An 11,690-nucleotide genomic window follows, 5' to 3' on the forward strand; every position below is an offset into this window, starting at 1 on the left:
CGTATAAATAGTATAACGATGAGGGAGGCTATTTAGTTATGCAAAATGAACGTCAACGAATTTTAGAACTTGTAGAAAAAGGTACGATTTCAGCACAAGAGGCGATTACATTATTAGAAGCATTAGAGCAATCTGGCAAATCTACTCAAAATGTTATGGATGATGTGTCTAAAGAGTCACAATCATTTTCATCTGACAAAGAGTCATTATTTGAAGAAAAGACTAAAGATGGCGACAAGAAAAAAGAAGATTTTATGAAACATTTCCAAGATGAGATGCAAGATTTTCGTAAAGATTTAACGCAGATTGGTTCTCTCTTTATGGATATGATGAATACAGCTGTCAAAAAGGTGAAGGAATTTGATGTAGCTTCTCCGTTTGGCGATAAATTTGAGTTTACGCATACAGAAGAAGTGGCTGCTGCCAATGTAGAAAGCATTATTGCTGAATTACCGAATGGTAACTTTTCATTGGAATCCAGTGAGGGAGATACAATTCAAGTTATTTGCAAGGTGAAGGCACCTCTTATGAATGATAGTGAAGAAGAAACACGCAATCACTTTTTAGAGCAATTTGTCGTGAAAGAAGATGAGCATTCACTACGAATTTTGAGTCAATTAAAGCTTGTTCAAGTCAATGCGAAGGTACTAGTTCCAAAGGATAAACTTGAAAAATTATCTGTTCGACTTATGAATGGTAGTGTTTCATTACAGGATACAAATGTTGAAGAATTAAAAGTGAAAACATTAAACGGTGCTATTAAAGGGACTAAGTTCAGTTTTGGCAAAGCGGAAGTAGATTCCTCTAATGGCTCCATTGAATTAACAAAGGTTCGCGGGAAAGATTTAGAAGCTGAAACATTAAATGGACGTGTTTATTTAGATGGTGCGTTGGACGAAGTGGAAGCTAAATCTGTTAATGGACATGTTGTGGTGACGACTTGTTCAACAAATTCATCCAAAATAAAAGCTCAAACTGTTGCAGGAGCGGTTGAATTATATGTGCCTCGAACTATTTCATTAAGTGGTAAAGTGGTGACGAATTTTGGGAAAGTAGACGTCGGAATACATGATGTGTCCAAAATGGAGTCGCAGGATCAATTCCTCTCCAAAGTTGTTCGTTTTGATAAAGAAGTTGAACATGCAAATCGCTTATTTATCGAGGGAGAATCAAAAACAGGTGCTGTTTTAATTCGCTACACAACAACAGACGAGCAGCAAGTTTAATACAAAGCATTCAGGCGGATTGCCTGGATGCTTTTTTCTTGTGAAGCAGCAATCGACACTGTATGTCGTCGATTGCTGTTTTTATTTTATGTCATATTTTTAAGGATTATGGCAAGGAAAGAACGAAATAGAAGGAACTGCCACGGATTGAAATGAAACTGTAATAAAAAAACAGAAATAGAGTGCTATAATAGTAAATGAAATACCTCTTACATAGTGAGAGTTTTAGGTGGTTTAATCATGATAGAAATGAAAAATGTGACAAAGAAGTACCCCAATGGCGTTGTTGCGACAAATGGTATTTCTGTAAATATAAAGCAGGGCGAATTTGTGTATGTAGTAGGCCCAAGTGGTGCAGGTAAATCTACATTTATCAAATTGATGTACCGTGAAGAAAAAGCAACGTCAGGGCAGATTATTGTGAATGGTATCGATTTAGCAACGTTAAAGAATAAGAAAGTCCCATATTTGCGTCGTCAACTTGGAGTTGTTTTCCAAGATTTTAAATTATTACCTCGATTGAATGTCTATGAGAACGTAGCGTTTGCGCTAGAAGTAATCGAGGAACAACCTGATGAGATTAGACGTCGCGTTATGGAAGTTTTAGAGCTTGTAGGATTAAAGCATAAAGCTAGAATGTTTCCGAATGAGCTCTCAGGGGGAGAGCAACAACGTGTGTCCATTGCACGCTCTATCGTCAATGTACCAAAAGTTGTGATTGCGGATGAACCTACGGGGAACCTTGATCCTGAAACTTCATGGGAGATTATGAATTTATTTGAAGAAATTAATGCGCGGGGGACAACCATTGTAATGGCGACCCATAACCGTGAGATTGTTAATACGATTCGACGTCGAGTTATCGCTATTGAGGGCGGTTTAATTGTCCGTGATGAACACGGAGGTGAATATGGCTATGAAATTTAGTACTGTAAAGCGTCACTTCCGTGAAAGTATTAAGTCTCTTGGACGAAATAGCTGGATGACCATTGCGTCTGTCAGTGCAGTCACAGTTACACTTATCCTAGTTGGTGTTTTTGCGCTTATTATGATGAATTTAAATAAAGTGGCATCGGATTTAGAAAACGACGTTGAGATTAAAGTATTAATTGATGAAACAGCAGATGAGGCGGCAGAAAAAGCACTCATTGAGAAAATTAAAAAATTGCCTGGTATCTCAGAAATGAACTACTCAACCAAGGAAGATGAGTTAACCAAATTAGTCAAAGATTTTGGTGACGATTTTAAACTATTTGAGCAAAGTAACCCATTACGTAATGTAATTTATGTAAAAGCAACTGAGCCTCAGCAAACGGCAAAAGTTGCGAAGGCGATTGATAAATATGAGTATACATATGACGTTATGTATGGTGAAGGCAAAGTAGAAAAACTATTTAACTTCTTAAATATGAGTCGTAATGTAGGAATCGTGCTTATTTTAGGGTTATTATTCACAGCGATTTTCTTAATTTCAAATACTATTAGAATTACGATTATTGCGCGACGAGATGAAATTGAAATTATGAAACTAGTAGGTGCCACGAACTCATTCGTGCGTATCCCGTTCCTATTGGAAGGTATGTGGCTCGGAATTTTAGGTTCTATTATTCCGATTGCGGTTGTCACAACCCTTTACCACAATATATATAAGATTATTGCACCTCGTTTACAAGGTGAGCTCATTCAAGTATTAGATTTTTCTCCACTTGTGTATCAGGTGAGCGGTCTTCTGTTACTCATTGGTGTGTTGATCGGTATTTGGGGAAGCTTTATGTCAGTACGTAAGTTTTTAAAAATTTAGTTTAGCACTCACAGCGGATATTTGTGAGTGGGAAAATGAATAGTCGAAGGGAGTTCAATCGGTGAAAAGTAAGGCGAAAAATACATTGAAAACACTTGCAGTAGCATCTGCTCTAATTCTTTTTATCCAAACTCCATCAGCGTTTGCAACAAGTTTATCGGATTTAAAAGAAGAGAAAAAGCAAATTGAAACAAAGAAAAATGAATTAAATTCATCCATTTCAAACAAATCAAATGCCATTACAGCGAATCAAGAAAAACAACAAAAAATCATAGATCAAATTCAAGCATTAAACGCTGAAATCGACAAAACAAATAGTGATATAAAAAAAGTACAAGCCGAAATTCATGCAACGAATGAAGAAATAAAAAAACTAGAAGAGTCTATTAAAGAACTATTGCATAAAATTGAAGAGCGCGATGTTTTACTACAAGAGCGTGCTCGAGCAATTCAAGCAGGAGGCTCTGTTAGCTATTTAGACGTATTATTAGGTTCTAATAGTTTTGTAGACTTTATTGATCGATTCTCTGCGGTCAATGCCTTAATGGAAGCGGATCGTCAAATTATTCAAGATCAAAAAGATGATAAGCAAAAATTAGAAGAACAAAAGCAAATTGTAGAAGAAAAACGTAAAAAGTTGGAAGGTCAACGTGCGGAGCTTGAACGATTAAAGGCTTCCTTAAATAGCCAAAAGACTGAGAAAAATAAATTAGTTGACCAATTAGAAAAAGAGCAAGAAAAGCTAAAATCAGAAAAAGTATTACTTGAAAAAGAGTATTCAGAGGCTTTGGAAGTTAGCCAAGAATTACAGGATCAAATTATTTCTGAGCAAAAACGTTTAGCTGAAATTGCTCGTCAACAAGAAGCAAAACGTAAAGCAGCCGCAGCTGCAGCCGCTGCAGCTGCAGCTGCCAACAATGGCGGTGGCGGCTCATCTGGTGGTACAGTCAATGCCCCACAATCGAACGGGACATGGATAAAACCAACGAATGGTCGTTTAACATCACCTTATGGATGGCGGAACCTTGGAGCAGGCCCTGAATTCCATTATGGTGTGGATCTTGCCAATTCAACAGGGACACCAATTTGGGCAGCAGCGGATGGTGTAGTTGCTTATGCTGCACCACTAAGTTCCTATGGAAATGTGGTCATTCTGACGCATTCGGTAGATGGGCAAATTTATACAACTGTATATGCACATTTAAATTCATTTAATGTGAGTGTAGGACAAGAAGTAACGCAAGGTCAGCAAATTGCTGCAATGGGTAGTACTGGTCGCTCTACTGGTCCACACTTACACTTCGAAGTGCACATCGGTCCTTGGAGAGGACAAGCAGTTGGTAGTGTAAACCCGCTAAAATATATACCATTGTAAAATATCAGCTATACATTAGAGCAATCTAGTGTGTAGCTTTTTTTGTCCTTCAGCCTTATGAAGGGCCTAAGTATGTTTAGTGCCCAAGCAAAAAAATGAATTACTAGCTAGCCATAACTATTTGATAGACAGCAATATTGTTAGGATGTGATGAACTAGCGAAGCTCCTCACTTTTCCTATTATCAGATTCTATTTAATGTTATGATGAATATATACGTAGTGGGGTATATTTCTTAAGATTTTCTGAACACAGTGTGAAATTGGCTTATGTTGAAAAATTCTATGCTATGCTGTATGTATCTTTCGGAGGTGGATTAGAGAGTGATCAATACAAATTGGTACTCCATCCGAGCACTAACTTTACCAGCAACTGCAATTGCTCTACTTATTACATTTTTCATAGTTTGGCTTATTCTGCGCTTACAATTTTCAAAAAAGTGGTCTGAGGCATATAGTGATGCAGCCTTTACATTTATACTTGTGTGGAAATTTAGCTTGCTTGTCACTGACTTTAAATCAGTGGTGGCGCAGCCTATCTCCTTACTTTATTTCAATGGAGGTACAGTTGGCGTTTTTCTTGGCGCCATCGCTGCATCTTTGCAAGTATGGCGAAAGCGACATAAGCTCTCGTTACAAGGCCATCATATAATCGCGTATAGCTGGGCGATCATCTTAACGCAATCCATTTATCAATGGCTTGTAGTGCTGTTTAACGACAACTCTACAACGAGTGAAGTTATTACATTAATGGTACTAAGTGTATTGACCGTCTTCATACTATGGAAAATGCAGGGGGGAGTAAAACGAGGCTTAATACTGTATACAGCTGGTTTAATTATTGTTGCCGCCTTCTTCCAGCCACTTGGTATAGGGCAAACGGCTGTAGGTATGAGTTTATTATTACTTTGTCTTGGTATAGTTTTAGAACAAGAAGAACAAATCAAAGTGGGAGGGTAAGAATGAAAAAGAATATTGGACTACTGATTGTCGTGCTTTTAGTAGTTGCGATGATTGGTACATATGTTAGACAGCAAATTAATGAAGACCGAGCCATTGAAAAATCTGCTCTTGGCAAGGATATAGAGGAGCGAGAAATTGGTTTAGGCAATGGAGATACACCGCCTGATTTTACATTAACAAGCTTAGATGGGGAAGATATCACATTAAGTGATCTTCGTGGAAAGAAGGTTGTATTGAATTTCTGGGCGACGTGGTGTCCACCATGTAAGGCAGAAATGCCCCATATGCAAAGCTTCTATGATAAATATGGCCAAGAAAAAAATGTAGAAATCGTAGCTGTCAATTTAACATCAGCCGAGCGTGATGTGACAGCGGATGCGAAAGTGGATACGGTGATGACTTTTAGAGATAGCTTTGAGCTAACATTCCCAATTTTATTGGATCCTGAAAATTCAGCAGGCTCAGACTACCAAATTATCACCATTCCAACAACTTATTTTATTGATTCTAACGGGTATATACAGCGTGCCATCAAAGGACCAATGGACGTGGATATGTTAAAAGAATATGTAGATGCATTAGATTAATTCATAAAAAATCTGTTCAGTTTCTATCGTAGAAACGAGCAGATTTTTTTTAACGGTGACACCTTGATGGGGAATCTTATCGTGCAGAGAAGTTTTCCACATTTCCACAGAGTAATGCCGATGGCTCGCAAAGTGAGAGAAAGTATCTCCCCAAATCATAATTTTGAAAACTAATCTTGTATGTTTGAAAAAATAGTGTCATACAGTAAAAGAGACGGAGGAGGGAAGATTTGCGCAAATTAACGGCCGGTGTCGGTGTCCTACTTAGTAGTTTAGTGGTAGGCAGTGGTATTTACTTTGATTGGTTTAATATTGGTGATAAAAAGGAGCCTGTTACGGAGGTTGACACAATTGGTGAGGCCATAACCCTTATTGAAGAAAAATCAGTGTACAATACAAAAAAAGATGCATTGGTGGAAGGAGCCCTTCGTGGTATGGCAGATGCCATTAAGGATCCTTACAGCACTTATTATTCCAAGGAAGAGGCTGAGCAACATCGACAAATGCTAGCTGAAGAAAGAGTGGGTATTGGGATTGAACTCTCAGAAAATAAAGGGAAATTTATTGTAGTTTCCCCTGTTCGTTCATCACCAGCAGAGAAGGCTGGAATGCGTTCACTCGATGAAATTGTACAAGTTGATGGTGTTCGTGTAGATGGTAAAACGATGAGCGAATTAATGCATTTAATTCAAGGAGAGAAGGGGACGAAGGTTACCATTGTTGTTTACCGTCCAAGTGAGGATAAGCATATTAAAATGACAATGGAACGGGCCGCGATCTCTAACAAAACTGTCTCAAGTGAAGTTGTAAAAGTAGAAGATACAGCAATTGGCTATGTTTCAATTTCACTGTTTGGTGAGAAGACGGCAAATGAATGGGTTGCTGAAACAAGTAAATTACTTCGGAAAGATGTTGAAGGAATTGTTATTGATGTTCGCGATAATCCAGGGGGGTATTTACATAGCGTCGCAGCGCTACTAAGCACAGTATTAGATAGTGGCAAGGTATTTGCATATATGCAAAATGCTGAAGGTGCTATGGAACCATTAAAAACACAAACAAAAGGTATTGATGAAAAATATTTAGAAAAAATGAACAAAATTCCGATTGTTGTTTTACAAAATCAAGGTAGTGCTTCTGCAAGTGAAGTATTGAGCGGAGCCTTAAAAAGCTGGGGGCGTGCTTCTCTTGTTGGGGTGAAGAGCTTTGGGAAAGGAACTGTACAGGAATCCTGGGAGCTTTCGAATGGCGGAGAGCTTAAATTATCAACGAATAAATGGTTAACACCAAAACGTGAATGGATTCATGGGCAAGGCATCGAGGCAAGCTTAGTAATCGAGCAAAATGAATTATTCGCTTTCCAATTACATCCACTGACAGGGAAGTTTAAAGTGGGCGATATGAGCGAGGAAATTTCTTATTCTCAAAACGCCTTACAGAAACTTGGCTATCAGATTGATCGCTTAGATGGTTATATGGATGATACAACGGCTGAAGCGGTTAACCTTTATCGAAAACAGAAAAAATTAAAACTAGCAGAAGATGAATTTTATATGGATACGACCTTCTTTAATAGCTTGAATGAAACATTAAAAAATTATAAAGTAGACCGTCAAAACGACCAACAATTCCAAATGGCAACTAGTTTTTTACTACACGCAATTGAACAATAAACTCGCTAGTAGAACAAAAATACCATAATACAGAGCTTTCTATGAGTTTGTACTACGCAAGAGTGTAGTCGTTTGATACAATAAATTCATAGTATTCAAGATAGAAACGGCGGGTGTTCGTATGGTTAGTGATATATTATTAGAAATTGTAACAGCGATTGGCCGCTTTTTACTCAACCAATTACTGTATGTAGCCATCATATTTGCTATTTTATTAGGTTATCGTCGCGTAAAGCAGGAGCGTAAATATTTTAATAGACGGATTATTTGGGGCTGGACAGAGTTAGTCGGACAATGGAAAGATGGATGGCTTTATGCATTGCTTATTTCGCTAATAAGTGTGGCGGCAGGGCTTACCGTTCCAAAAGTTTTTTTAATCATTGTAATAGCGGTCTCGGTAGTAGGGCTCGTATTGTATTTCCTGAATGTGTTGTCACCTATTTTAACAATGGGTATAGCAACGCTAGCAATATGGGCTATGTCTTACTACAACTGGTCCTTTACTTGGTGGGACATTTCCTTAGCAGGTGTCGATTTAGAGAATGGGGCTATCGTTACCATTTCTATTCTTGTAGGTCTTTGTGTGATTGCTGAAGGTCTTTTAATTCGACATGCAGCAATGAAGGTCACAACACCTTGTGTGGAAAAAACAAAACGAGGTATGCAGGCGATTGTCTATCGTTCAAGAAATGTTTGGGTACTGCCTATTTTCTTTGTTATGCCTGGTGATGCGATTTCTGCTGTATTCCCGTACTGGCCACAGTTTACGATAGGGGATACTAGCTTTGCACTGGTCCTTTTCCCACTCGTAATTGGCTTTTCGAAGCTGATAAGAAGGGATTTACCTGCCCTAGTATTTCCTAAAATTGGGCGTTCTGTAGTTATACTTGGACAGCTTATTTTAATAGGGGGGCTGGCTGCATATCTTGAACCAATGATCGGTTATATAACGCTTGGGTTGGGAGCAATTATCCGTATCATCATTTCCATCTATTATGCTCAGCAGGATAAAACAGATCATTATGCGGTAGCACCTAGCACAAAGGGTGCAATTATTGCAGCAGTGTTTCCTGATTCGCCAGCTGAGAAAATGGGCTTACTTGCAGGGGAATGTATTCGGAAAGTAAATGGTGTTTCTATTTTTACAGAAAATGAATTATACGAGGCATTACAATTGAATGCCGCTCATTGTCGTCTTGAAGTGCTAGATCGAAACAATGAAATTCGTTTAACGCAGCATGTCATTTATAGTAATGATCATTACCGAATTGGATTACTACTTGCTGAGCCGAGGGATATATAATGGACGTTTTTGGGAAAATGATGTTGGCGCTCTTCATACCTGCTTTATTGGTGCTATTGTTCACAAGAATTACGTATAATCGCTATGTTGCTCTATTATTGGCCATTGCGCTTATCGCTGCATCAGTATATGCAGGATATACATCTCCACCAATTATTTTCGTTATAGATGCATTTTCATTAACAGTGGGCTTTTGGTTAGCAAGTAAAATGAAGAAATAAAAAAGGTCAGTCCTTGTGGGGACTGACCTTTTTACATGAAAAATCGCACAGCTGCCATTATGATAACTCCTGCAACGACAGTAATAGATAAACTTTTTGTAATAAGCGCAATAACTAGCGTTGGGACAAATGTAATAAAGACTGGCCAATCAAGAGTCACAACTTTGCCGCTTTCGGTATCGATTAAATTTTCGATGACAAGAGCACTTAAAATACAAACAGGAATAAAACTAAGCCACTTTAGGACCACATCTGGGAGTGTGACACTGCGTACAAAAATAAATGGAATGACACGTGGTAGCCATGTGACAAGCGCACAGCCTATAATCAGCCATACCATATAAGCAGTTGTTGTCATTTGTCAGTCACCACCCCAATAGTTGCTACGATCACCGTTGCTAGCAAAACAGCCACATGTGAAGGTACTATATAAGAAAGACCATACATAATAACAGCCATATAGCCGATTAACTTAATATAATGCATGATTTTACTTTTGCCGACACTACTCAATTGTAAAACTATAAGAGCGACAAACATAGCGACTAGGGCGAAATCTAGTCCCCATTGTTCAGGGTTTGCCACCCATTGCCCTAAGAAGGCACCCGTGACACAAGATAAAATCCAAAAAATATACGCTGTTAAGTTAAGCCCATCCATCCATTTACCGTATAATTTACCCGTTTGCATTTGCTTGGTCACAGCCACCCCAAAGGTTTCATCTGTTAATAAAGTACCGAAGCCTACATTTCTAAGCATCGAATAACGGGTAAAATGAGGTGCTAATGTTAAACTCATTAATAAATGGCGTAAATTGACGACAAAGATGGTTACAATGATAGCAGAAGCAGGACTACTTGTTAAAAGTAGTGCACAAAAGATAAATTGTGCTGAGCCTGCGTAAATCAATATGGTTAAAAGGGCGATTTCAAGTACTGATAGTCCTGAAGCGGAACCTACAACACCGAATGCAAGTCCTATACTAATATAACCGAGTAAAGTGGGTACACAATCCTTCACGCCCTGTATAAAGCTATCGTTGGGAGAGTTTGTTGCCGGTTCATGATGAAGCTCTGTTGTACTTGTCATAAATAGGTCATCCTTTCTTAAAAATTTCCATGTATACTGTTGATGGAATAGTTTGATAGTTCTTGATGTTTATTAAAGTATACATATGTCTGATAAAATAAACAATAGAAAATTGGTGATTAAAAATGGAACAAATGAGCCGAAATTTAGCCTTTCAATTAAAGAAAATTAGACAACAACGTCATTTAAGCTTAGATGATGTTGCTAAAGCAACGGGCGTTAGTAAAGCGCAACTCGCTCAAATAGAAAAGGGAGAAGCGAATCCTACTGTATCAACCATTTGGAAAATAGCTGCTGGAATGCGTATTTCATTTTCTTCTTTATTACAGCCGCCAACAGCTCATTTCATGCGTTACAGCGGTAAGGATGTCCCACATGTTGATGAGGATGAGGGACGCTATCGTGTCTATTCCATTATTCCGTATAATCCTGAACGAGGTTGGGAATTCTACAAGGTTGAGATGGAGCCTGGAGCCATTAGTAGGAGTGAAGCCCACACAGAAGGGGTAGAGGAAACTGTCATGATTATCAAAGGACAAGCTGCTATTTCTGCTGGAGATATGCATGAATTACTGGATGAAGGGGATACACTAGTATTCTCGGGGCATCAACCCCATGAATATCGAAATACATCTGAAGGGTTAACAATTTTTCATTTAATTTTACAGTATAAATAGAGGTGTCGATAGTGAAAGAATGGTTTACAGTAGAAAATATTGAACTTGTTGCGGCGCAGTATCGAACACTCGGCCCCGTCATTGGTTTACTGCTACCTTTTCTAGAAGCGTTTTTACCATTCCTACCATTAGTAGTGTTCGTTGTAGCTAATGCAAGTGCATTTGGTTTATGGCTTGGGTTTTTATTATCTTGGTTGGGTTCTGCGGCTGGATCATACGTGGTATTTTTGCTTGTTCGACATTTTGGTAAACATCCAAGGCTGCGATTTATAACTGGCAGTAAAAAAGTACAGAAACTTATTAAATGGGTGGATATGAATGGCATAAGCCCTCTTTTTGTCCTCCTATGTTTCCCTTTTACACCTTCTGTCATCGTGAATATTGTGGCGGGTTTATCTCATATTCATAAAAAGTTTTACTTGGTCGTTTTACTAGCAGGAAAATTCGTGATGATTTTAGGTATGAGTGTATTGGGATATGATTTAAAATCGTTACTAACAAGCCCTGTGAAATTAATAATTGCGGCTGTTGCGATTGTTATTTTATGGTTTATTGGTAAGCTAATTGAGAAGCGTTTGAAAGCTCGTGTAGAAAGAGATTTAAAACAAGCGCGAAATTTGACGAAAAATCAGGATCACCATGCAAGATAAAATAGTTGTAGCCTCTTTGATTTGTTGAAGAGGCTGTTTTTTTGTGAAATGAATCATTGGTTTTTATTGTCTATCGAAGGTTGATAGATAGTATTTGCTAGTTATTTTCGATAGAATTTAAGATAGA

Annotated in this window: 13 protein-coding genes; 11 read left to right on the forward strand and 2 right to left on the reverse strand. The window is 38.2% G+C overall.

Going from position 1 to position 11,690, the window contains the following annotated elements:
* The first annotated feature begins 38 nt into the window (after positions 1-38).
* From B3D94_RS22225 to B3D94_RS22265, 9 genes are all read left to right on the forward strand, one after another.
* Entirely contained in the window at positions 39-1,226 is a 1,188-nt protein-coding gene (locus tag B3D94_RS22225) for a DUF4097 family beta strand repeat-containing protein (RefSeq protein WP_069480115.1), read from the forward strand.
* A gap of 240 nt (positions 1,227-1,466) precedes the next feature.
* A complete protein-coding gene (gene ftsE / locus B3D94_RS22230; RefSeq protein WP_008178797.1) occupies positions 1,467-2,153 on the forward strand; it encodes a cell division ATP-binding protein FtsE in 687 nt (228 codons plus the stop codon).
* Positions 2,143-3,027 (forward strand): permease-like cell division protein FtsX, encoded by an 885-nt coding sequence (ftsX, locus tag B3D94_RS22235; RefSeq protein ID WP_036123380.1) that lies wholly within the window; start codon positions 2,143-2,145, stop codon positions 3,025-3,027. Before ftsE ends, ftsX begins: the two co-directional genes overlap by 11 nt.
* A 61-nt stretch (positions 3,028-3,088) precedes the next feature.
* Positions 3,089-4,402: a murein hydrolase activator EnvC family protein gene (locus tag B3D94_RS22240; RefSeq protein ID WP_069480116.1), complete on the forward strand. Its 1,314-nt coding sequence runs from the start codon at positions 3,089-3,091 to the stop codon at positions 4,400-4,402.
* Between the two features lie 322 nt (positions 4,403-4,724).
* Positions 4,725-5,360 carry a hypothetical protein gene (locus B3D94_RS22245; RefSeq protein ID WP_291760940.1) on the forward strand — a complete coding sequence of 212 codons (636 nt, stop codon included), beginning with the start codon at positions 4,725-4,727 and terminating at the stop codon, positions 5,358-5,360.
* Between the two features lie 2 nt (positions 5,361-5,362).
* On the forward strand, positions 5,363-5,950 hold the full coding sequence (locus tag B3D94_RS22250) for a peroxiredoxin family protein (protein ID WP_069480118.1): 588 nt from the start codon (positions 5,363-5,365) through the stop codon (positions 5,948-5,950).
* Positions 5,951-6,180: 230 nt separating this feature from the next.
* Positions 6,181-7,623, forward strand: coding sequence for a S41 family peptidase (locus tag B3D94_RS22255; RefSeq protein WP_069480119.1), 1,443 nt, complete (start codon positions 6,181-6,183; stop codon positions 7,621-7,623).
* Positions 7,624-7,744: 121 nt separating this feature from the next.
* On the forward strand, positions 7,745-8,926 hold the full coding sequence (locus B3D94_RS22260) for a PDZ domain-containing protein (protein ID WP_291760944.1): 1,182 nt from the start codon (positions 7,745-7,747) through the stop codon (positions 8,924-8,926).
* Positions 8,926-9,147 carry a DUF2198 family protein gene (locus tag B3D94_RS22265; RefSeq protein WP_008178785.1) on the forward strand — a complete coding sequence of 74 codons (222 nt, stop codon included), beginning with the start codon at positions 8,926-8,928 and terminating at the stop codon, positions 9,145-9,147. The genes B3D94_RS22260 and B3D94_RS22265 overlap by 1 nt, the downstream gene beginning before the upstream one ends.
* A gap of 31 nt (positions 9,148-9,178) precedes the next feature.
* Here the strand turns inward: B3D94_RS22265 and B3D94_RS22270 are convergent, their stop codons facing one another.
* Complete coding sequence (locus B3D94_RS22270) at positions 9,179-9,505, reverse strand: AzlD domain-containing protein (RefSeq protein ID WP_036123398.1); 327 nt, start codon at positions 9,503-9,505, stop codon at positions 9,179-9,181.
* Complete coding sequence (locus B3D94_RS22275) at positions 9,502-10,236, reverse strand: AzlC family ABC transporter permease (RefSeq protein WP_291760953.1); 735 nt, start codon at positions 10,234-10,236, stop codon at positions 9,502-9,504. The genes B3D94_RS22270 and B3D94_RS22275 overlap by 4 nt, the downstream gene beginning before the upstream one ends.
* 125 nt (positions 10,237-10,361) lie before the next feature.
* Here B3D94_RS22275 and B3D94_RS22280 point away from each other — a divergent pair, with 125 nt between their 5' ends.
* Together B3D94_RS22280 and B3D94_RS22285 are read left to right on the forward strand one after the other, a co-directional pair.
* On the forward strand, positions 10,362-10,913 hold the full coding sequence (locus B3D94_RS22280) for a helix-turn-helix domain-containing protein (RefSeq protein ID WP_008178780.1): 552 nt from the start codon (positions 10,362-10,364) through the stop codon (positions 10,911-10,913).
* Positions 10,914-10,924: 11 nt separating this feature from the next.
* The gene (locus B3D94_RS22285; RefSeq protein WP_291760958.1) at positions 10,925-11,563 is read left to right on the forward strand and encodes a TVP38/TMEM64 family protein; all 639 of its coding nucleotides are present in this window, start codon (positions 10,925-10,927) and stop codon (positions 11,561-11,563) included.
* The last annotated feature ends 127 nt before the right edge of the window (positions 11,564-11,690 follow it).

This window comes from Lysinibacillus sp. UBA5990, from assembly GCF_002429815.1.
Taxonomy (GTDB): Bacteria; Bacillota; Bacilli; order Bacillales_A; family Planococcaceae; genus Lysinibacillus; species Lysinibacillus fusiformis.

Excerpts from the sequence above, each read along its gene's own strand:
- B3D94_RS22265 (WP_008178785.1), top strand. The coding sequence starts at position 8,926 with ATGGACGTTTTTGGGAAAATGATGTTGGCGCTCTTCATACCTGCTTTA.
- ftsE (WP_008178797.1), top strand. The coding sequence starts at position 1,467 with ATGATAGAAATGAAAAATGTGACAAAGAAGTACCCCAATGGCGTTGTT.
- B3D94_RS22260 (WP_291760944.1), top strand. The coding sequence starts at position 7,745 with ATGGTTAGTGATATATTATTAGAAATTGTAACAGCGATTGGCCGCTTT.
- B3D94_RS22280 (WP_008178780.1), top strand. The coding sequence starts at position 10,362 with ATGGAACAAATGAGCCGAAATTTAGCCTTTCAATTAAAGAAAATTAGA.
- B3D94_RS22275 (WP_291760953.1), bottom strand. The coding sequence starts at position 10,236 with ATGACAAGTACAACAGAGCTTCATCATGAACCGGCAACAAACTCTCCC.
- ftsX (WP_036123380.1), top strand. The coding sequence starts at position 2,143 with ATGAAATTTAGTACTGTAAAGCGTCACTTCCGTGAAAGTATTAAGTCT.
- B3D94_RS22250 (WP_069480118.1), top strand. The coding sequence starts at position 5,363 with ATGAAAAAGAATATTGGACTACTGATTGTCGTGCTTTTAGTAGTTGCG.
- B3D94_RS22225 (WP_069480115.1), top strand. The coding sequence starts at position 39 with ATGCAAAATGAACGTCAACGAATTTTAGAACTTGTAGAAAAAGGTACG.
- B3D94_RS22270 (WP_036123398.1), bottom strand. The coding sequence starts at position 9,505 with ATGACAACAACTGCTTATATGGTATGGCTGATTATAGGCTGTGCGCTT.